The sequence below is a fragment of the Paracoccus sp. (in: a-proteobacteria) genome, assembly GCF_047973135.1.
Taxonomy (GTDB): Bacteria; Pseudomonadota; Alphaproteobacteria; order Rhodobacterales; family Rhodobacteraceae; genus Paracoccus.
Genome location: NZ_JBKEBL010000259.1, coordinates 1 through 20,499, shown reverse-complemented (window position 1 = coordinate 20,499; position 20,499 = coordinate 1). Strand labels below are relative to the sequence as shown.

Annotated in this window: 18 protein-coding genes; 11 read left to right on the top strand and 7 right to left on the bottom strand. The window is 64.0% G+C overall.

Going from position 1 to position 20,499, the window contains the following annotated elements; all coding sequences use genetic code 11:
* Positions 1-64 precede the first annotated feature (64 nt).
* The 5 genes from gltX (at position 65) to rfbA (ending at position 4,857) form a co-directional block, all read left to right on the top strand.
* The gene (gene gltX / locus ACK5L9_RS19375) at positions 65-1,387 is read left to right on the top strand and encodes a glutamate--tRNA ligase (protein WP_416913094.1); all 1,323 of its coding nucleotides are present in this window, start codon (positions 65-67) and stop codon (positions 1,385-1,387) included.
* 128 nt (positions 1,388-1,515) lie between these two features.
* Positions 1,516-2,073 carry a dTDP-4-dehydrorhamnose 3,5-epimerase gene (gene rfbC / locus ACK5L9_RS19370; protein ID WP_416913093.1) on the top strand — a complete coding sequence of 186 codons (558 nt, stop codon included), beginning with the start codon at positions 1,516-1,518 and terminating at the stop codon, positions 2,071-2,073.
* Positions 2,070-3,107 carry a dTDP-glucose 4,6-dehydratase gene (rfbB, locus tag ACK5L9_RS19365; RefSeq protein WP_416913092.1) on the top strand — a complete coding sequence of 346 codons (1,038 nt, stop codon included), beginning with the start codon at positions 2,070-2,072 and terminating at the stop codon, positions 3,105-3,107. Before rfbC ends, rfbB begins: the two co-directional genes overlap by 4 nt.
* The gene (gene rfbD, locus ACK5L9_RS19360; protein WP_416913091.1) at positions 3,107-3,961 is read left to right on the top strand and encodes a dTDP-4-dehydrorhamnose reductase; all 855 of its coding nucleotides are present in this window, start codon (positions 3,107-3,109) and stop codon (positions 3,959-3,961) included. The genes rfbB and rfbD overlap by 1 nt, the downstream gene beginning before the upstream one ends.
* The gene (gene rfbA / locus ACK5L9_RS19355; protein WP_416913090.1) at positions 3,958-4,857 is read left to right on the top strand and encodes a glucose-1-phosphate thymidylyltransferase RfbA; all 900 of its coding nucleotides are present in this window, start codon (positions 3,958-3,960) and stop codon (positions 4,855-4,857) included. Before rfbD ends, rfbA begins: the two co-directional genes overlap by 4 nt.
* A 245-nt stretch (positions 4,858-5,102) precedes the next feature.
* Here the strand turns inward: rfbA and ACK5L9_RS19350 are convergent, their stop codons facing one another.
* Entirely contained in the window at positions 5,103-6,341 is a 1,239-nt protein-coding gene (locus ACK5L9_RS19350; protein ID WP_416913101.1) for a RodZ domain-containing protein, read from the bottom strand.
* A gap of 160 nt (positions 6,342-6,501) precedes the next feature.
* Positions 6,502-7,731 (bottom strand): 5-aminolevulinate synthase, encoded by a 1,230-nt coding sequence (hemA, locus tag ACK5L9_RS19345; protein WP_416913089.1) that lies wholly within the window; start codon positions 7,729-7,731, stop codon positions 6,502-6,504.
* Between the two features lie 163 nt (positions 7,732-7,894).
* Here hemA and ACK5L9_RS19340 point away from each other — a divergent pair, with 163 nt between their 5' ends.
* The gene (locus ACK5L9_RS19340) at positions 7,895-9,280 is read left to right on the top strand and encodes a dipeptidase (protein ID WP_416913088.1); all 1,386 of its coding nucleotides are present in this window, start codon (positions 7,895-7,897) and stop codon (positions 9,278-9,280) included.
* 25 nt (positions 9,281-9,305) lie between these two features.
* Here ACK5L9_RS19340 and moaA read toward each other — a convergent pair whose 3' ends face one another.
* Complete coding sequence (gene moaA / locus ACK5L9_RS19335) at positions 9,306-10,325, bottom strand: GTP 3',8-cyclase MoaA (protein WP_416913087.1); 1,020 nt, start codon at positions 10,323-10,325, stop codon at positions 9,306-9,308.
* A gap of 114 nt (positions 10,326-10,439) precedes the next feature.
* Between moaA and ACK5L9_RS19330 the strand changes: the two genes are divergently transcribed.
* Entirely contained in the window at positions 10,440-10,973 is a 534-nt protein-coding gene (locus tag ACK5L9_RS19330) for a hypothetical protein (RefSeq protein WP_416913086.1), read from the top strand.
* Between the two features lie 190 nt (positions 10,974-11,163).
* Here the strand turns inward: ACK5L9_RS19330 and ACK5L9_RS19325 are convergent, their stop codons facing one another.
* The 3 genes from ACK5L9_RS19325 to ACK5L9_RS19315 form a co-directional block, all read right to left on the bottom strand.
* A complete protein-coding gene (locus ACK5L9_RS19325) occupies positions 11,164-11,679 on the bottom strand; it encodes a hypothetical protein (protein ID WP_416913085.1) in 516 nt (171 codons plus the stop codon).
* Positions 11,680-11,947: 268 nt separating this feature from the next.
* Positions 11,948-12,541 carry a LysE/ArgO family amino acid transporter gene (locus ACK5L9_RS19320; protein WP_416913084.1) on the bottom strand — a complete coding sequence of 198 codons (594 nt, stop codon included), beginning with the start codon at positions 12,539-12,541 and terminating at the stop codon, positions 11,948-11,950.
* Positions 12,542-13,471: 930 nt separating this feature from the next.
* A complete protein-coding gene (locus ACK5L9_RS19315; protein ID WP_416913100.1) occupies positions 13,472-13,750 on the bottom strand; it encodes a hypothetical protein in 279 nt (92 codons plus the stop codon).
* Between the two features lie 452 nt (positions 13,751-14,202).
* Between ACK5L9_RS19315 and ACK5L9_RS19310 the strand changes: the two genes are divergently transcribed.
* Positions 14,203-15,147, top strand: a complete 945-nt coding sequence (locus ACK5L9_RS19310) for a glycine--tRNA ligase subunit alpha (protein WP_416913083.1) — start codon at positions 14,203-14,205, stop codon at positions 15,145-15,147.
* Positions 15,148-15,173: 26 nt separating this feature from the next.
* Here ACK5L9_RS19310 and ACK5L9_RS19305 read toward each other — a convergent pair whose 3' ends face one another.
* Positions 15,174-15,809: a MarC family protein gene (locus tag ACK5L9_RS19305; RefSeq protein ID WP_416913082.1), complete on the bottom strand. Its 636-nt coding sequence runs from the start codon at positions 15,807-15,809 to the stop codon at positions 15,174-15,176.
* A 44-nt stretch (positions 15,810-15,853) separates the two neighbouring features.
* Between ACK5L9_RS19305 and ACK5L9_RS19300 the strand changes: the two genes are divergently transcribed.
* The 3 genes from ACK5L9_RS19300 (at position 15,854) to ACK5L9_RS19290 (ending at position 19,502) form a co-directional block, all read left to right on the top strand.
* Positions 15,854-16,339, top strand: coding sequence for a DUF6446 family protein (locus ACK5L9_RS19300; protein ID WP_416913081.1), 486 nt, complete (start codon positions 15,854-15,856; stop codon positions 16,337-16,339).
* On the top strand, positions 16,339-18,444 hold the full coding sequence (gene glyS, locus ACK5L9_RS19295; RefSeq protein ID WP_416913080.1) for a glycine--tRNA ligase subunit beta: 2,106 nt from the start codon (positions 16,339-16,341) through the stop codon (positions 18,442-18,444). The genes ACK5L9_RS19300 and glyS overlap by 1 nt, the downstream gene beginning before the upstream one ends.
* Before the next feature lie 302 nt (positions 18,445-18,746).
* Positions 18,747-19,502: an SDR family NAD(P)-dependent oxidoreductase gene (locus tag ACK5L9_RS19290; RefSeq protein WP_416913079.1), complete on the top strand. Its 756-nt coding sequence runs from the start codon at positions 18,747-18,749 to the stop codon at positions 19,500-19,502.
* The last annotated feature ends 997 nt before the right edge of the window (positions 19,503-20,499 follow it).

The window sequence follows — 20,499 nt, the reverse complement described above, 5'->3', positions numbered from 1 at the left end:
TTTGTCCCTGATATGGACAAAAATCGCCGTCTGTGAAAGAGCATCGGGCAACAGGAGAGCCGCCATGACCATCACCCGCTTTGCCCCGTCGCCGACCGGCCACATCCATGTCGGCAATTTGCGGCCCGCGTTGTTCAACTTTCTGATCGCTCGCAAGGCCGGAGGAACCTTTATCCTTCGGCTGGACGATACCGATCAGGAACGCAGCAAGGAAGAATATGTCGATGGCATCAAGCGCGATCTGGACTGGCTGGGCCTGCATTGGGACCGGGTGGAGCGCCAGTCGCTGCGCCTTGATCGCTATGCCGGTGCGGCGGATCAGTTGCGCGCGGCAGGGCGGCTGTACGAGGTGTTCGAGACCCCGACCGAGCTGGATCTGCAGCGCAAGAAGCAACTGAACATGGGCAAGCCGCCGGTCTATGACCGCGCCGGGCTGGGTCTGTCGGATGCCGACCGCGACAAGCTGCGGGCGCAGGGGCGCGAAGGTTACTGGCGCTTTCTGCTGGATCACGAACGGATCGAGTGGACCGACGGCATTCTGGGCGACATCTCTATCGACGCGGCTTCGGTCAGCGATCCGGTGCTGATCCGGGCGGATGGTCAGGTTCTGTATACCTTTGCCAGTTCGGTCGATGATACCGACATGGGCGTCACCAATATCGTGCGCGGGTCGGACCATGTGACCAATACCGCGACCCAGATCCAGATCATCCGGGCCATTGGCGGCACGCCCCCGGCCTTTGCCCATCACAGCCTGCTGACAGGCGCGAAGGGCGAAGAACTGTCGAAACGCATCGGTGCGCTGTCTCTGAAAGACCTGCGCGAGGCAGGTATCGCCCCCGAGGCGCTGTTGTCGCTGATGGCGCGGATCGGCTCGGGTCAGTCGGTGGTGCTGTCCAGCCTGGACGAGCTGGCCGATCAGTTCGACCTGTCGCAATTCGGCGCCTCGCCCACGAAGTTCGACGCCGAGGATCTGTGGCCGCTGACCCGCGAACAGAACCAGTCGCTGCCCTTTGATGCCGTGCGCGACCGGATTGCCGCGCTTGGTGTGCCACCGGGTCAGGCCGAACGCTTTTGGCGCGTTGCGTCGCAGAACATCACCCGGCTGGAGGATTTGCAGGGCTGGTGGCAGATTTTCAGCCAGGGCGCCGAGCCGCAGATCGACCCCGAGGATGCCGGTTTCATCGCCGAGGCCATGGGGATGCTGCCCCCGCCGCCCTATACGGACGCGACCTGGGGCGAATGGACCGCGCAGGTCAAGGCCGCGACCGGCCGCAAGGGCAAGGGGCTGTTCATGCCGCTGCGCAAGGCCGTGACCGGACAGGCGCATGGCCCTGACATGTCCGAGGTGATGCCGCTGTTGCAGGTGGTCAAGGCGCGGGGTTAACCATCTGACCGGTCGGCGTTTTGCCGACCCGGCCTCTGTCGCCGGCGGTGGATTTTTTACCCTTTCAGCAGGTGACATGCAGGGCGGGCTGACCTATAACGCGAAAAAATCAGTAGGGCGGCTTGTTCATGCGAATTGAAACCACCGCAATTCCCGGTGTTCTGGTTATCACCCCCGCGCGCCACGGCGATGAACGCGGGTTCTTTGCCGAAAGCTGGAATCGTCGCGCGCTGGAACAGGCCGGGGTGCATCTGCCGGAATTCGTTCAGGACAACCATTCCCTGTCCGGTCAGGCGGGCACATTGCGCGGCTTGCACTATCAGGCGCCGCCGCATGCGCAGGGCAAGCTGGTCCGCTGCGGTCGCGGGCGACTGTTCGACGTCGCTGTCGATGCGCGGAAGGGCAGCCCGACCTATGGCCAGTGGATCGGCGAGGAACTTTCCTTCGACAATGGTCGCCAGCTTTGGGTTCCCCCCGGATTTCTGCACGGCTTTGTCTCGCGAGAGCCGGATACCGAAATCATCTATAAATGCACTGCCTACTATGACCACGCCAGCGAGGGGGCTGTTCGCTGGGACAGTCTGGGCATTGACTGGGGTGTCGGCACCCCGGTCCTGTCCGGCAAGGATCGCGACGCGCCCGCCTTTTCCGACTGGCAGACACCGTTCACAGAGGGTGCGGCATGAAAATCCTTGTCACCGGCGGGGCCGGGTTCATCGGGTCCGCTGTGGTGCGGCTGGCCGTGCAGCGCGGGCATGAGGTCGTCAATCTGGACGCGCTGACCTATGCCGCCAATCTGGAAAACGTTGCACCCGTTTCGGGCAGCAATCTCTACAGTTTCGAACATGCCGACATTCGCGACCGTGCCGCGCTGGACCGGATTTTCGCGACCCACCGCCCCGACGCGGTGATGCATCTGGCCGCCGAAAGCCATGTGGACCGCTCGATTGACGGCCCGGCGGCTTTCATCGGGACGAATGTGATCGGCACTTTCAACATGTTAGAGGCCGCGCGCACCCACTGGCAGAATGCCGGGAAGCCTGACGGCTTTCGTTTTCATCATATCTCGACGGATGAAGTATTCGGCAGTCTGGGCGACGCGGGGCAGTTCACCGAAACCACACCCTATGACCCGCGCAGCCCCTATTCGGCCAGCAAGGCGGGGTCCGATCATCTGGTCCGCGCATGGCACGAAACCTATGGCCTGCCGGTCGTGCTGACCAATTGTTCCAATAATTACGGTCCCTTCCATTTCCCGGAAAAGCTGGTGCCGGTGGTGATCCTCAAGGCTCTGGCGGGGGAACGGATCCCGGTCTATGGCGATGGCGGCAATATCCGCGACTGGCTGTATGTCGAAGATCATGCCGATGCGCTGCTGCTGGTCGTGGAAAAGGGCCGGGTTGGGCGCAGCTATAATATCGGCGGCGAGAATGAGGCGACGAATATCGACCTCGTGCGCGCGATCTGCGCGCATATGGACGAATTGCACCCCTCGGGCGCGCCGCATGACCGGCTGATCACCTTCGTCCCCGACCGCCCCGGTCATGATCGCCGCTATGCCATCGACCCGACCCGCATCCGCGAGGAACTGGGCTGGCGGCCCTCGGTCACGGTGGAACAGGGGCTGCGCCGCACCGTCGAATGGTACCTCGCCAATCGCGGCTGGTGGCAGCCGCTGCTGTCGCGCGACGGGGTGGGGAAACGGCTGGGGACGGGTTGATGGCGGCGGGTCTGCTGATCTTTGGCCGCACCGGGCAGGTGGCGCGCGAACTGGCGCTTCTGGCCCCCGATGCGCGCTTTCTGGGCAGGGATGAGGCCGATCTGACCAACCCTGACGCCTGCGCAGGGGCCATCCGCGCCCAAGATTGCCACGCGGTCGTTAACGTTGCCGCCTATACGGCGGTGGATCGTGCGGAATCCGAACCCGACACCGCCCGGCGGGTCAATGCCGACGCCCCCGCCGCCATGGCCCGCGCCGCCGCCGAAAAGGGCGTGCCCTTCCTGCATGTCTCGACCGATTATGTCTTTGATGGTTCGGGTACCCGTCCCTGGCGCGAAGGCGATCCGACCGGCCCTCTGGGCGTCTATGGCGCGACCAAACTGGCGGGGGAACAGGGCGTTGCCGCTGCGGGCGGGCAATGGGCGGTGCTGCGCACCTCCTGGGTTTTTTCGGCCCATGGCGCGAATTTCGTCAAGACCATGCTGCGGCTGGGGCACGAACGCGACGAACTGGGCATCGTCGCCGACCAGACCGGCGGCCCGACCCCTGCCGCCGATATCGCCGCCGCGCTGCTGACCATGGCCGGGGCCATGCGCGGGGGCGCGCGGGGTGGCCTCTATCATTTTACGGGCGCGCCGGATGTGAGTTGGGCGGATTTCGCGGATGAAATCTTTGCACAGGCCGCAGTGGATTGCCGCATTCGCAGGATCGCTACGGCGGATTATCCCACGCCTTCGAAACGTCCGGGCAATTCGCGGCTGGATTGCAGCGCGATTGCCCGTGATTTCGGCATCGCCCGCCCGGACTGGCGCGCGGGGCTGACCAGCGTATTGACCAATCTGGAGGGCGCATGACCACGCAGCGCAAGGGGATCATTCTGGCGGGCGGATCGGGCACAAGGCTGTATCCGATCACCATGGGCGTGTCCAAGCAGCTTTTGCCGCTTTATGACAAGCCGATGATCTATTATCCGATCACCGTCCTGATGCTGGCCGGCATCCGCGAAATCGCGATCATCACCACCCCCGAGGATCAGGCGCAGTTCCAGCGGCTGCTGGGCGATGGCGGCCAATGGGGCCTGCGGTTCGAATGGATCATCCAGCCCTCGCCCGACGGGCTGGCGCAGGCTTATCTGCTGGCCGAGGATTTTCTGGCGGGCGCCCCCTCGGCGATGGTGCTGGGCGACAATATCTTCTTTGGCCATGGCCTGCCGCTGCTGCTGAAGGCGGCGGATACGCGGCCAAGCGGCGGCACGGTGTTTGGTTATCGCGTCTCTGATCCCGAACGTTATGGCGTTGTCGGCTTCGACAAGCAGGGGTGCGCGCGGCAGATCATCGAAAAGCCGAAGAACCCGCCCTCGAACTATGCGGTGACGGGGCTGTATTTTCTGGATGGAACCGCGCCGGAACGCGCGCGGCAGGTGCGCCCCTCGGATCGCGGAGAACTTGAGATCACCACGCTGCTGGAAAGCTATCTGAACGAAGGGGCGCTGACCGTCGAAAAGATGGGGCGCGGCTTCGCCTGGCTGGACACGGGCACCCATGCCAGCCTGCTGGATGCCGGAAATTTCGTGCGCACGCTGGAAAACCGGCAGGGTTTGCAAACCGGCTGCCCCGAGGAAATCGCCTATGAGGCGGGTTGGATCAATGCCGCTCAGATGCGCGCAAGGGCCATGAAATTCGCCAAGAATGCCTATGGCACCTATCTGCAGCGGCTTCTGGAGGAAAGCGGCGCATCTGAGGCCGAATAGCAACGGCCCCGCAGGATGACCGTGCCGGAAATCCGGCAGAGCAGGGCAACCCCGGCAGCTCCAAAGGTCCAAAGGCCACTCACCACCGCGGAAAGTGGCCCCCCGCTGTCGTCTGCCGACCCCGTGTCCGGAACCGTTCCGTGCGCGGGTTCCGGGGCCGATGCGGATCAATTGCCGGGGCTGTTGGAACAAGAGGGCGCGGGACAAGGTGTTCTGGCCAGCGCCGCATCGCGGCGGCGCACCTATTATTGGGCGTCGCCGACCGGGTTGGCACCCGTATCCGCCTGCGCGACCGACATCATCTGTTTCAGTTCCGGATCGGCCTCAAGATCGGCAAAAGCGTATTTTGCGGTCAGGTTCGTCGGCGAAAGTTCCACATTCTTGACCACCTGCGGGCCGGGCGCAGCCGGTCCATATGTGCGGCCATTGACCGCGAAATAGACCGCGCCGGAATTGCCGGTGCGCAGCTTTGGCGGTTCTTCCAGCTTGGGCAGGGTAAACCGTTCCCCCGCATCCATGATCTTTTCCAGCAGGACCGTGCCATCCGCCGATGTCACGCGCACCCATGCCGGACGCACGGCCAGCAATTCCAGTTCGGGCGCGTCGGGGGCCACGGTGCGGACGGTCTGCTGTTCAGGCGGCAGTTGGGGGCCGACCATCATCGCCTGCGCCACCGCCGTCGTCGCGCCGCCCGAAGGCAGGGTTTGCTGAGGGTCCAGCGGATCGGTGGCGGCCTGCAACACGCCTGGCGAATCCTCGGCGGCATTCAGATGCGGATCAATCGCCGCGATCGGGCCATCGCGCGAGGTCACGACCGGCGCTTCAAGGATTTGCGGGCGATAACGGCGGTCCAGTGTTTCGGGCTGCGGCAGGTTCTGCACCAGCGTTGCCGTATCCGCGCTTTCCAGCCCCGGAGATTCCAGCCCCGCCCCCTGCGCCGGATCCAGCGCGGTGACGACGCCGGGCGCATCCTCGCCCGGTGTCAGCGTCACGCGCTGCACCTCTTGCAGGACCGACCAGCCGCCATAGGCCAGCCCGCAGACCAGTACCGCCAGAACCAGAATCGAGCCGATGGCGCGCGGTTCTATATCGGACCAGAAGCTTTGTTCCTGCGGGATGAACAGCGCCTTTGAATTGGCCAGCGCTTCGGCCGGGTCCGAAGGACGCCGCGCCGGTTTCGGCCCCGATGCCGAAGGTGCCATGCCATGCGTCGGCTGAAATCCCGATTCCACGCAAAAGCGCCGAAACGTCCAGTCTGTATCCATGCCCAGATAACGGGCATAGGACCGCACATAACCGGCGATGAAGCTGGGTGTGTCAAAGGCGCTGATGTCGCAATTCTCGATCGCCGCGACATAAGAGGCGCGGATTCGCAATTCGCGCTGAACATCCAGCAGCGACTTGCCCAAAGTGGCCCGTTCGCCGCGCATGATGTCGCCCAGTCGCGTATCATCGTCGAGGAAATGGTGCATTTCCCCCACCATTTGGTTATCCTCTGCCGAGCCTTCTGCCCGCAGTCTGCTCATGCCCAATGCCACTGCCTTATCCGACGTTTTCAGGACTGCTCTGCGAATCAGAACAGTACCGGTCGTTCATTAAGATAAGGTTATCACGGACACGAGAGCATATCACGTCCCGATTTCATCAGGCGGTCAATTCAGCGCGATTCAGCGCGCAATGCGACCATAAACCATCCATCGCGTGAACCAGATGATCGATCTGTTTCGGGTCATGCACAGGCGAGGGGGTAAAGCGCAGCCTTTCGGTTCCGCGCGGCACCGTGGGGAAGTTAATCGGTTGAACATAAACGCCAAAATCTCGCAACAGCATGTCCGAGATTTTCTTGGTATGCACTGGATCGCCGATCACGACGGGCACGATATGGCTGCCATGATCAATGATCGGCATCCCCAGCCCCTTGAGGCGCATCTTCAGGATCCGGGCGTGCAATTGCTGCGCCTCGCGCAGTTTTTGGCCGCCTTCGCTCTTCAGGAAGCGGATCGAAGCCGCCGCACCTGCGGCAACCGCAGGTGGCAATGACGTGGTAAATATAAACCCTGGCGCATAGGAACGGATCGCGTCGCACATCCGTGCGGATGCCGCGATATAACCGCCAAAAACGCCAAAGGCCTTGCCAAGCGTTCCGTTGATAATATCCACCCGGTCCGACAGCCCGTCACGTTCGGCCACCCCGCCGCCGCGCGGGCCGTACATGCCCACGGCATGAACCTCGTCCAGATAGGTCAGCGCGCGAAATTCGTCGGCCAGATCGCAGATTTCGGCAATCGGGCCGAAATCGCCATCCATCGAATAGATCGATTCGAAGGCGATCAGTTTGGGCGTGGCAGGATCGTCGGCGGCCAGCAATTCGCGCAGATGGTCCAGATCGTTGTGGCGGAAAATGCGCTTGTCGCCGCCATTGCGCTTGATCCCCTCGATCATCGAGGCGTGGTTCAGCTCGTCCGAATAGATGATCAGGCCGGGAAACAGCTTTGGCAGGGTCGAAAGTGTCGCGTCATTGGCGATATAGGCGCTGGAAAAGACCAGCGCGCTTTCCTTGCCATGCAGATCGGCCAGTTCAACCTCCAGCCGCTTGTGATAGACGGTGGTGCCGCTGATATTGCGCGTTCCGCCCGAACCCGCGCCGGTGGCGTCCAGCGCCTCGTGCATGGCGGCAAGGACAAGGGGATGCTGGCCCATGCCCAGATAGTCGTTCCCGCACCAGACGGTGATGTCCTGTTTCCCGCCATCCGGACGCGTCCAGACGGCATGCGGGAACTGCCCTTTCGAACGCTCGATGTCGATGAATGTGCGATAACGGCCTTCGTTGTGAAGGCGTTGGATGGCCTGATCCAGAGCGGCATCATAGTTCATTGCGGGCGTTCCCTTGCAAGGCTGGCTGGGTGCGATCATTGTCCGATCACGCACGACGGTTCGTTGATACATGTCAAATCTGCGAATTGACAGGTGAAATTTGTCGCAGCGTGCATGAAGGGCGGTCAGGAAATGCAATCGTTTCAGTCGGAAAGGGCGACGGATGACGGATCAGGCAAGGCTTTCAGAGGTTCTGGCAAAGCTGGATCAGGGGCGCGGGGCGGCGGTGGACAGGTTGTTGGAATTTCTGCGCATTCCGTCGGTTTCGACCGATCCGGCACATCGGGGCGATGTCCGGCAGGCTGCGGAATGGCTGCGTGATCAGCTTGATTCGCTTGGCTTTGAGGTTCGGCTTTACGATACGCCGGGACATCCGATGATCGTGGCCCGCTCTGCGCGGGGCGAGGCGCGGCCCCTGCTGTTTTATGGCCATTATGACGTTCAGCCGGTCGATCCGCTGGACCTGTGGGATCATCCGCCGTTTCAGCCGGAAATCCGCGAGACGGGTCACGGTGAAGTGATCGCGGGCCGCGGGGCCGCCGATGACAAGGGCCAGCTTCTGACTTTCGTCGAGGCATTCCGCGCCTGGAAAGAGGTGCATGGCGATTTGCCATCGGATCTGATTCTGCTGTTCGAGGGCGAAGAGGAATCCGGCTCGCCCTCGCTGCTGCCCTTTCTGAACGAACATGGCGACAACCTGCGCGCCTCGCTGGCGATGATCTGCGATACCGGCATGTATTCGGATGGCCGCCCCGCGATCACCACGCAATTGCGTGGACTGGTCGGCGAAGAGGTGATCATCCGTGCTGCCGACCGCGATCTGCATTCGGGCAGTTATGGCGGGCTGGCGGCCAATCCGGTCATGGTGCTGGCGCAGGCCCTGGGCAGCCTGAAGGATGACGAAGGGCGGGTGACTCTGCACGGGTTCTATGACGGCGTGGGCGAACTGTCGGACGAGATGCGCGCCGACTGGGACAGGCTTGGCTTTGACGCCGCCGATTTTCTGTCGCGCGTGGGTCTGGCCACCCCGGTCGGCGAGGCGGATCGCACCCCGCTGGAGATGGTCTGGAACCGCCCGACCGCCGAAATCAATGGTATCACTGGCGGCTATACCGGCGCGGGGTTCAAGACCGTCCTGCCCGCCGAAGCCCGCGCCAAGGTCAGCTTTCGCCTTGCCGGAAGGCAGGATCCCGATAAAATCCGTGCCGCCTTTCGCGATCATGTCCGCAGCTTTGTCCCCAAGGATTGCCGGGTCGAGTTTCACGAACATGGCGGCAGCCCGGCCAGCGTCATGGATACAGGCGATCCGGCCTTCGCGGCGGCGAAAGAGGCGCTGACCGAGGAATGGGGCCGCGAGGCGGCCTTTATCGGCGCTGGCGGTTCGATTCCCATCGCGGGCTATTTCAAGGATATCCTTGGCATGGACTCGATGCTGATCGGTTTCGGCCGCGACGATGACCGCATCCATTCGCCGAACGAGAAATACAATATGGAAAGCTTTGTCAGCGGCGCGCGGTCATGGGCGCGCATTCTGGCGCGGCTGCGCTGATCCCGTTGCGGCCACCGGCGGCGGTTCAGCCGCCGGTATGGCTCATGTGGCGGCTCATCTGGCCGGTGATCGCCTGACGGGAATAATCGAAATCATGGCCCCTGGGCTTGCGGGCAATCGCGTCGCGGATCGCTTTGTGCAGCGGCGCATCGCCTGTGCCGCCGCGCAGGGCGGCGCGCAGATCGGCGCGATCCTCTTGCCCCAGGCACATGAACAGTTCGCCCGTGCAGGTGACACGGACACGGTTGCAGCTTTCACAGAAATTATGCGTCAGAGGCGTGATGAACCCGACCTTCTGCCCGGTTTCCCGCAGCCGGACATAGCGGGCGGGGCCGCCGGTCCGTTCGGCCAGATCGGTCAGGGTGAAAACTCCGGCCAGCCTTGCGCGCAGATCGGTCAGTGGCCAGTACTGATCCAGCCGGTCCTCATTGCCCAGATCGCCCATCGGCATGACCTCGATAAATGTCAGGTCGTGCCCCTCATCGCCGCACCAGCGCAGCAGATCGAACAATTCGTCATCGTTCACGCCCTTCAGCGCGACCACATTGATCTTGACCCGCAGTCCGGCGGCCTGCGCGGCGCGGATGCCTTCCAGCACCTGCGGCAGGCGGCCCCAACGGGTGATCCGGGCAAATTTGTCCTCATCCAGCGTGTCCAGCGACACATTGACCCGCCTGACCCCGCAAGCGGCCAGTTCGGCGGCGAAACGGCCAAGCTGGCTGCCATTCGTGGTCAGTGTCAATTCTTCAAGCCCGGCATCAATATATCGTGACATTGCTTTGAAAAAGCTCATGATATTTCGGCGTACCAAAGGCTCTCCTCCGGTGATGCGCAGCTTGCGCACTCCCAGCCCGACAAAGGCCGAACACAGCCGGTCCAGTTCTTCAAGCGTCAGCAGATCTGCCTTGGGCAGAAACTGCATATGCTCGGCCATGCAATAGACACAGCGGAAATCGCAGCGATCCGTGACCGACACCCGCAAATAGGTGATCGGACGGGCAAAGGGATCGATCAGGGGTGCATCAACCGGCTGGAACATGCTCATAATCTAGGGCCGTGCCTTCCTGCACACAAGCGTGTCACAATCGCGCAAGCCTTGGTGGACGCGCTGCGGCGCAGCAGGGTAGGTTGGCCGCGAAACAGTTCGACGGAGATTTTCATGCGCATGATCAAGACCGGAACGGCCGCGATCCTTGCCCTGCTGGCATTGCCGGCCTGCAACCCCTCGGCGATGACGGGCGGGACAGCCAGGCCGACTGCGACCGCCACCCCAGAGGTGACGGAACAGATCGACACCAACCTGTCCCAGGAGCAGGTCGCCGAGGCGCGGGCGATCACCACTGCGCCCCCGCCCCGTGCCGCGACGCGCGCCTCGGCCGCGCAGCTTGACACCACCACCACCGAACAGAAAGCCGCTGCCGCCAGGGCACCGGCTGCCTCTGAACAGCGGCTGGGCACCACCATCGCCTCGCTTGGCGATCCGACCGAGGGCGGGTTCTGGATCAAGACGCCACTGGTCAGTCAGCGCGGCATCGGCCGGATCGTGAACCCGGCCACCGGGAAATCGGCCAAGGTCGATCTGATCCCGCTGGACGGCCCCGCCAGCAGCGGCAGTCAGGTCTCGCTGCCTGCGCTGCAACTGATCGGCGTGTCCCTGACCGACCTGCCCGAGATCGAGGTCTTCAAGTCGTAAGCGTCGCAGAAAAACTGGCGATCCGGTGCCATGCGACTGGTTCCGGGCTGGCCTTGCGATCTTGCCCACAACGAGACTTGTCCTGCGCAGCCGGGGGTCCGGGGGATGCAATCCCCCCGGCCATCGCGGGACGCAAATCTGAGACGGTGCCGTCAAACCAGAGAATCCCGGATCCCCCGCCGCGCCGGTTTCATGGGGCTACCGGGGACAGTTCGTAGGAAAACGTACCGCACAGCCCCGGGCTGTTGATGTCGAAAGGCGGCTCGGCCGATTGAAAAACCGTCAGCGTCAGCGCCGGAGGCGGACCAAACAGGCTGTTCTCCGAGAATACGGCATAGATCTGCTGTTCCGGCTGCTCGCCCCCGCAAAGCGTATTATTGTTTTCAAGGATGCCGGGATTCCTGGACAATCTGAATATTTCGGCTTCCTGCGGTTCTGCGTCCGGCCTGCCCCAGCTTTGCCGCGATGTCCCCTCGGACAAAAGCGTCACGGTCGTGCCTTTCGCAAAGGTCATGTTCATGGCGGCCTGTTTCGAGGCGGGGTCCGAATTGCGGGAAAGGGTGATCGCGCCGGTGATCGCCTCTGCCGTCTTGCTGATCGGCACGAGGGTGCGCGCCTCTTGCCAAGGACGCTGTTCGATGGCGGACTGGCTGCACGCTGTCGAGGCGATCAAGGCAATTCCAAGCAGCAGGCTATAATGTTTCAATGTGTTGCTCCGAAAATATATCTGGCTTGCTTCGGGTATTGATGACGGACATTGCGCAACCCATCAAGCCTGGGTTGCTCTGGCCGCGGAATGACCCTGCGTTCTCAGGGACACGGTTTGCCGCAGCGCAAAAGGCAGGGGGTCCGGGGGGGTGCAACTCCCCCGGCTATCGCGGGACGCAAATCATCCGGGGGTGATGTCAAGCAAAAGGCTTCCACAATGCGCCGCATCGCGGGATGAGCCTGCACTACGTCAAGGCCGGATGCGGTCAGCCGATGACCAGCTTTGCCGCGATGGCCCACATGATGCAGCCGATCGCCACATCCAGGATCTGCCATGCGCGGGGTTTCGCAAAGACCGGGACCAGCAGGCGCGCGCCATAGCCAAGGGCAAAGAAGAACAGGAACGACGCGCTGATCGCCCCGGTGGCAAAGCCCGTCCGGTTTGGCCATTGCGCCGAGATCGCACCCAGCAGGACCACCGTGTCCAGCCAGACATGCGGGTTCAGCCAGGTCAGCGCGGCGATGGAAGCCAGGGTGACGGCCAGACCCGCCGCCCGCCCCTCGGGGCGCAGGGCCGCGCCGCCTGCCCATGCCGCACGAAAGGCCCGCGCGCCATAGGCCAGCAGAAAGGCCACGCCACCCCAGCGCAGCGCCTCGATCAGCCATGTGGCGCGCGCGCCTGCGACCGCCATGCCGCTCACGCCCAATGCGATCAGCACCGAATCCGACAGGGCGCAGAACAGGCAGACCGCCAGCACATGTTGCCGCATCAGCCCCTGTTTCAGCACAAAGGCGTTCTGCGCGCCAATGGCGACGATCAGCGACAGCCCGGTTCCGAATCCGACCAGATATGCCGTCATAGCGTCCGCCCTGCCGTCAGGGCTGCGCCTCGACTTCGGCGGGTGCGATGCGCGTCAGGCTGTCGCTGAGTTCGGCGGCGATACGGCGCTGGTTTTCGGTGTCCGAGGCGGGCCAGATCAGGACGAATCCTTCGGCCCGGCCATCGCGGACCCAGCCTTCGGCCAGCCCGTGATGCAGCTCGTTCTGTCCGTCCAGCAGGATATGGCCGTTCCGGATGGTCCTTTCGGGCCGGGGAACCCACCCAAGCGCGGTGATCAGACCCGACAGATCCAGCAATTCCTGCTGGCCACCGGTCTGGCTGAACAGAATCAGCGCGGCCCCCGAATCGTCCTTTGGGGCATAGATCGACAAGGCGCGGTCGGCGCGGTCGAATTGCAGCCGGTCCATGGGCGCGGCGACCGACAGGCCGGTATGTGTGTCCCTGAGGACGCTCAGCCCCAATTGCTCGCGCCATTCGGCCCGGCGCTGGATCAGGCGGGTTATGGCCGTGGCAGGGTCCGGAGACTGCCGCTCGGTTGCGATTTCGGCGTTGATGGCGGCCTCGGTCCTTGGGCCGGGCTTGCCGTCGATCGCGCCGTCATAATGCCCCGCCCATCGCAGCGCGCGCTGGACCTGATCCAGCGGCGGCATGATTCCGGCCGGGCCGGCCTGCGGCAGGCCGGGATCCTGCCCCTCGACGATCTCGTTGCCCAGCTTGTCGGATGAGGACAGGAAGGCATCGCGAGGCATCGAGCCCGCCCGCTTGAAGGCCGCCAGCCAGGCCGCCCCCGTCGCCTCGTCCGCAAGCGGCCCCAGCGTGATCGAGAACCAGCCCGCGCGCGGCAGTTCCCACATCCCGGCATCGGGCCAGGTCTCGCGCCAGCGGGTCAGGGCGGCATCGGCAGATGCGCGCGACTGCAACGATTCGATCTGGATATAGCTTTGCGGGGCTACTGCGGGTTCGGGTTCGGGTGCCGTCGCGGGCCGGTTGCCAAGGGGCAGCAATTGGCCCCCTTCGGCGGGCAGGGTGGTGATGGCTGCATTGCCGGGGCGCAGGATGGTGATCTTGCGCGCTTCACCGTTGTCCGGATCAGTGGCCGCCGTGGCGGTGGTGGCCGCCGCCCCGGAGGGCGTGTCCCCCGGCCTCGTGTCACCCGATGTTGTTTCAGCGGTGGCCCCGGCATCTGCGCCCGTGTCATCTGCGCCCGTGTCATCTGCGCCCGCGTCAGCCGTGCCCGTGTCAGCCGTGCCCGTGTCAGTTGTGGTCGCCAATCCCTGCGGCGCCGGGGCGATAAAGCTGTCGGCCGGAATCCGGCGTGCCTGTTTCAGTTCGGACATGCGGGCCTGCGCCTCGCTGCGCGACATCGGGCCGATGCCGATGCCGAACCAGCCGCGCGGCAGCGGGAACATGACGATATCGTCAAGCCGGGTCCGCCACTCCTCGGCGATCTCGCCGGCGGCCTCGGCCCCGCGTTTGGCCTCGATACGGATCACGACATCCTGCGCATATCCCATCATCGGCAAAGCTGCCGCTATCAGCATGATCGCAAACCGCCGCATTCCGGTCCCCCTTCGTTCGTCTGCTGCCGTTAACCGGCCCTCGGGCCTTTATTGACCCCGCCCCGCACCCCGCCTAGAAGGCGCGGGACACTGTGCTGATCTATGCAAAAAGGATGGCCCGATGACCAGCCCCAACCGCCCCCGCAGCTTTCAGGAGGTGATACTGCGACTGCAAGGCTATTGGGCGGGGCAAGGCTGCGCGGTCCTGCAACCCTATGACATGGAGGTCGGGGCGGGCACGTTTCACCCGGCCACGACCCTGCGCGCGCTTGGTGGCAAAAGCTGGGCTGCGGCCTATGTCCAGCCCTCGCGCCGCCCGACCGATGGCCGCTATGGCGAAAATCCGAATCGCTTGCAGCACTATTATCAATATCAGGTGATCATCAAACCAAGCCCCGCGAATTTGCAGGATCTGTATCTGGGCAGCCTGCGCGCCATCGGTCTGGATCCGATGATCCATGATGTCCGTTTTGTCGAGGATGACTGGGAATCGCCCACGCTTGGTGCATGGGGACTGGGATGGGAGGTGTGGTGCGACGGGATGGAGGTCAGCCAGTTCACCTATTTTCAGCAGGTCGGCGGCCATGATTGCAAGCCCGTCTCGGGCGAGCTGACCTATGGGCTGGAGCGGCTGGCCATGTATGTGCTGGGTGTGGAACATGTCATGGACATGCCCTTCAACGACCCCGATGCGCCGATCCCGCTGAGCTATGGCGATGTGTTCCGCCAGACGGAACAGGAATATTCGCGCTGGAATTTCGATCAGGCCGATACGGCGATGCTGTTCCAGCATTTCAGGGATGCCGAGGATGAATGCGCCCGCATCCTTGCCGCTGCCGGAACCGACGCGGCGGGCCGGGCGATTCCGATGGCTCATCCGGCCTATGACCAGTGCATCAAGGCCAGCCATATCTTCAACCTGCTGGATGCGCGCGGGGTGATTTCCGTGACCGAACGTCAGGCTTATATCGGCCGGGTCCGCGCGCTGGCCAAAGGCTGCGCCGATCTGTTCCTGACGACCGATGCGGCGGGGGGCGGTGCGGCGGGGGATTCCGAGGCCGCCTGATGCACACCGCCGCCGCCATAACCGCGTCAGCCTGCCAGACCCGGCAGCAGCGCCTTTGCCCCCGCCGCGATCATGCTGACCGCGATGGCCGCAAGGACCATGCCCATCAGCCGGGTCATGATCACCCGCAGGGTCTGGGACATGTGGCGACCGATATTGGACGAAAACCACAGCACGACCGTCAGCGCGGCCAGCACGATGCCGATCGCCACCGCGACCGAAATAACCCCCGCCGCGTTCTTTGCCTCGCCCATGAATACGATGATCGCGGTGATCGTGCCCGGCCCGACGATCATCGGAAAGGCCATCGGATAGAACGAAATGTCGCCCTGCGCGTCGGATTCGGCGGTCTCGGCGGCGGGCTTTTCATGGCCGGGATTGCCGCCCCCGCCCAGCATCCCCATGGCGATGGCCATCAGCACCAGACCGCCCGCCACGCGGAAATCATCGACGCTGATGCCAAAGAATTTCAGCACCGCCGCGCCGGAAATTGCGATGATGGCGCACATGCCCGCAGCATAACCCGCGACGCGCAGGCCCGTGTTGCGCTGCCGCGCCTCGGAATAGCCATCGGTGGCGGCCAGAAACAGCGGCAGGGCGACAAAGGGGTTCATGATCGCGAACATTCCGCCAAGGGCCTTGATGAACAGAGCATTTTCCAAAACTGCCTCCATCTTGTCCGGATTGACGCTGGCAAGGTGACAGCATGAACGGCAAATGGCCAGCCATGATCCTTGTCGCCGCCACGCTCGCCGCTGGCGGCGGTGTGTGGTACGCGCAGGAATACGGCTTTTACGAGACACTGGATCCGGCCGGCCCGGACGCGGTAATCCTTGCCACGCCCGCAGGAGGCGGCGCGCCCGCGCAACTGGCGGTCAGCGATTTTCAGGGCATCGACGCCGATTCTTCGCCGATGCGCTGGCGGGCCTGTTTCCGGCTGGCCGCGCCGCCCGCCCCACAGGACTTTACACCCTATCCCGACGCCACGCCGCTGATCGGCCCGCGCTGGTTCGATTGCTATGACGCGGGCCGGATCACTGCGGATCTGGCCTCGGGCGCGGCGAAAGCCGTTCTTGGCCAGTCCGGGATCCGCCCCGATGTGGATCGCGTGCTGGCAATCTATCCCGATGGCCGCGCCTATGGCTGGCACCAATTCAACGACAAGACCCCGGAACGCGGAGTGATGGACTGATGCCCGACTTGCTGATCGAACTGTTTTCCGAGGAAATCCCCGCCCGCATGCAGCAGCGGGCGCGCGAGGATCTGAAACGCCTGATCACCGACGGGCTGGTCGGGGCCGGGCTGACCTATGCCGGAGCGGGGGCGTTCAGCACGCCGCGACGCCTGACCCTGACGGTCGCGGGGCTGACCGCCCACAGCCCCACCACGCGCGAGGAACGCAAGGGCCCGCGCACCGACGCCCCCGAAAAGGCGCTGGAGGGGTTCCTGCGTTCGACCGGGCTGACGAAGGATCAGCTTGAGGCACGTGACGACAAGAAGGGGCAGGTCTGGTTCGCGGTGATCGAACGGCCGGGCCGCCCCGCCGCCGAAATCGTGGCCGAGGTGCTGGAGGCCGCGATCCGCAATTTTCCTTGGCCCAAATCGATGCGCTGGGGCGCGGGCAGCCTGCGCTGGGTCCGCCCTCTGCATTCGATCCTGTGCATCCTGACCGATGAGGCCGGTCACGGCATCGTTCCGCTGACGGTGGACGGGATCACCGCAGGGGATACCACACGAGGCCACCGTTTCATGGCACCCGAGCCATTTACCGTCACCGGGTTCGAGGATTACGCCGCCAGGCTTCGCCGCGCCCGTGTCATGATAGACACCACAGAACGCGAGGCAGAGATCCGGCAACAGGCTGCCAACCTCGCCTTCGCGCGCGGGTGGGACATCGTCTCTGATGATGGCCTGCTGGCCGAGGTCGCGGGATTGGTCGAGTGGCCCGTGCCGCTGATGGGCGTGATCGAGGACCGTTTTCTGGACCTGCCGCCCGAGGTGCTGCAAACCAGCATGAAGGAACATCAGAAGTTCTTTTCCGCCCGGAACCCGAAAACCGGCCGGATCGAGGGTTTCGTCACCGTCGCCAATATCGAGACACCCGACGACGGCGCGACCATCCTTGCGGGCAACCAGCGCGTTCTGGCCGCCCGTCTGTCGGATGCGGTGTTCTTCTGGCAAAACGACCTGCGCGAGGCGAAGGCGGGCATGGGAGCATGGGCCGGAGGCCTGGCATCCGTGACCTTTCACAACAAGCTGGGGTCGCAGGCCGACAGGATCGCCCGCATTTCTGCACTGGCCCGCGAAATCGCCCCGCTGGTCGGCGCCGACCCCGATCAGGCCGAAGAGGCGGCAAAAATCGCCAAACTCGACCTGCGCAGTTCCATGGTCGGCGAATTCCCCGAACTGCAAGGCACCATGGGCCGCTATTACGCGCTGGCCGCAGGCAGGCCCGAACCGGTTGCCGATGCTGCCCGCGACCATTATTCGCCGCTTGGCCCGTCGGATGACGTGCCCACCGCGCCGGTTTCGGTTGCCGTCGCGCTGGCCGACAAGATCGACACGCTGACGGGGTTCTGGGTGATTGATGAAAAGCCCACGGGATCGAAGGATCCCTATGCGCTGCGGCGGGCGGCATTGGGGGTGATCCGGTTGGTGCTGGACAACAATATCAAGCTTGAATTGCACCGTCTGTTAACGCCGACAGAGAGCCTTAAAGCCTTCGCTGCTAAAGCGCCGTCAGAAGCGCCGGACCTTGCAGACGAGCGGACCGGAAATCTGTTATCTTTCCTCCACGACCGCCTCAAGGTTCACCTCCGCGACCAGGGTATCCGCCACGACATCATTGATGCGGTTCTGGCGCAGCCCGGTAATGGCGATCTGGTGCTGGTCGTGAACCGTGCCACGGCGCTGAACGGCATGCTGCAAACCGAGGACGGGAAAAACCTGACGCAGGGCCTCAAGCGTGCGGGCAATATCCTGACGCAGGCCGAGGATAAGGACGGCGTCGAATATTCCTTTGGCGCAGATCCGAAATTCGCCGAGACCGATCAGGAACGCGCCCTCTTTGCCGCGCTTGACCGTGCCGAACCGGCGATCCGTCAGGCCATCGCGACCGAGAATTTTCCCGCCGCCATGAGTGCCATCGCCGCCTTGCGCGCGCCGATCGACGCGTTTTTCGAGGCCGTCCAGGTCAATGCCGACAACCCGATCCTGCGCCGCAACCGCCTGAACCTGCTAAGCCGCATCCGCGAGGCGGGTCGTCAGATCGCCGATTTCGCCCGGATCGAGGGATAGCACACCGCCCCCTTGTCTGTCTGGCAGGGACCGTCCCTTGATAACAACCATATCCGCCAAATCGTCCCGGTGACGCGCGTCGGCGTCGGCGCTATCCGCGACGATTCCCGCCATTTGCGCCGCATTGTCGCGCCCCGGTCGCTTGGTATTGGCAGATCGCGTGCCTAACTTGGACTAAGCAGATATTCGTGGCTTTGCCCACGAATGCCTGCTTAGGCTTGTTTGATTTTGCAGGATTTTTATCCGAAAACCGGTGGCCACTTTTCGGAAATCCTGCTTGGTGTTCAAGAGGAGAAGGTCTGATGAATATCGATTTCAACGGAAAGACTGCCATTGTGACCGGCGGAGCCTCGGGGATCGGCAAGGCTGTTGCCGAGGGTTTCGCAAGGGCCGGGGGAACGGTCATCGTGTCGGACCTGAAGATCGGACCCGCCGAACAGGTCGCGGCGGCGATCAACGCGGCGGGCGGCAAGGCGCATGCTTTTGCGGGCGATGTCAGTCGGGCGCAGGATGCCGAGGCGGTGGTGCGCTTTGCCGAAGAAAAGACGGGCAAGCTGTCCTGTCTGGTCAATAATGCCGGGATCGCGGGCGAGGCGGCGGTGACGGGTGAATACCCGGTCGAAAACTGGAACACCGTCGTCGGCGTCAACCTGACCGGAGTGTTTCTGGGCATGCGCTTCGCCATTCCGGCGATGAAGCGGGCCGGGGGCGGGGCCATCGTGAATGTGGCCTCGATTCTGGGAACGGTGGGTTTTGCGACCGCACCGGCCTATGTCGCGGCCAAGCATGGTGTGGTGGGGCTGACCAAGACCGCCGCGCTGGAACATGCGGCGGACAATATCCGTATCAACTCGGTCGGGCCGGGCTTTATCCAGACGCCGCTGGTCGAGGAAAGCCTGGATGCCGACGCGCTGGCTTTCCTGCGCACCCAGCATGCGCTGGGGCGGCTGGGGGCACCGGGTGAAGTCTCGGGGCTGGTGCTGTTCCTGCTGTCGGATCAGGCCAGTTTCATCACCGGCTCTTATCATCTGGTGGATGGCGGCTATACCGCGCAGTGACGCGAGCGGCGGCATCGCCGCTGCCGGTCTGTAAGGTCGCAACCCGCGTCAGGGCCAGCCGGGGCAAATGTGACCACGGCCGGGCATGGGCAAAGGGGGCGCGGGCCGGGCAAAGCCCGGCCCGGTCGCTGCCGCTGGGCCGGAAGCGCGCTTCGCGCGCAGTCAGTCTGCGGACGGCACCCGCAACCCCGGCAGTATGACCGGCAGGATCACCGGCAAAAGCTCTGGCAGGCCCGCCGCAGGCCTATGCCGGGGGTCCGGGGCGCGCATAGCCCCCCCGGCCACCGCGGGACGCAACCCTTTCAACGGTTCAGACCAACGCTCGCCGGGAAGCGAATCAGAACACAGCAGCGCAGAGCCTTCGCCGACCTGCACCGCCCGACCGCACAACAATCCCTCCCGCCGCCGGGCTTCCGGAATAACGGCAAAAATCTTCGCACTGAATTGTCAGACAGAAAGCCGTTCATCCCCAAAGCGCTGAAAAACCCGGCATTGATTGCGACGACCTGCACCAGACCGGGCAAGCGCAGCGCAAACGGAAAGGGGTTGCGGTTCGGGCAAAGCCCGAACCGCGCGCTGCCGCCCGGCTCAGGGCGCGCCTTCGGCGCGCGCTCCGGCCTGTGGATGGCAGGCTCAGCACCCGGCAGACCAAACCCCACAGCATCAGCACAACCGCCCAAGCCCGAACGGCCCGGCAGCCATACCGGCTAACAATCGCCCCGCCCGCCGCAGGCTTATGCCGGGGGTCCGGGGGGCGCATAGCCCCCCCGGCCACCGCGGGACGCAATCTTCGCGGCGCAGACGTCACGCAACGCACGATACCGGTGTACAGCCTGTGCACAGACTGTGCCGCCCCGGTGCCCGCCCTGTGCAGCCCCAAACCCAGCATTTGCTGGCCACTCTGGCCACGCCCCTATCACCCGTTGCGCGCACAGCCAAAGCAATGTGCGCCGCTGTTGCGCCCGTATCATCCCCGCCGCCGGACCGCCGCCTTCAG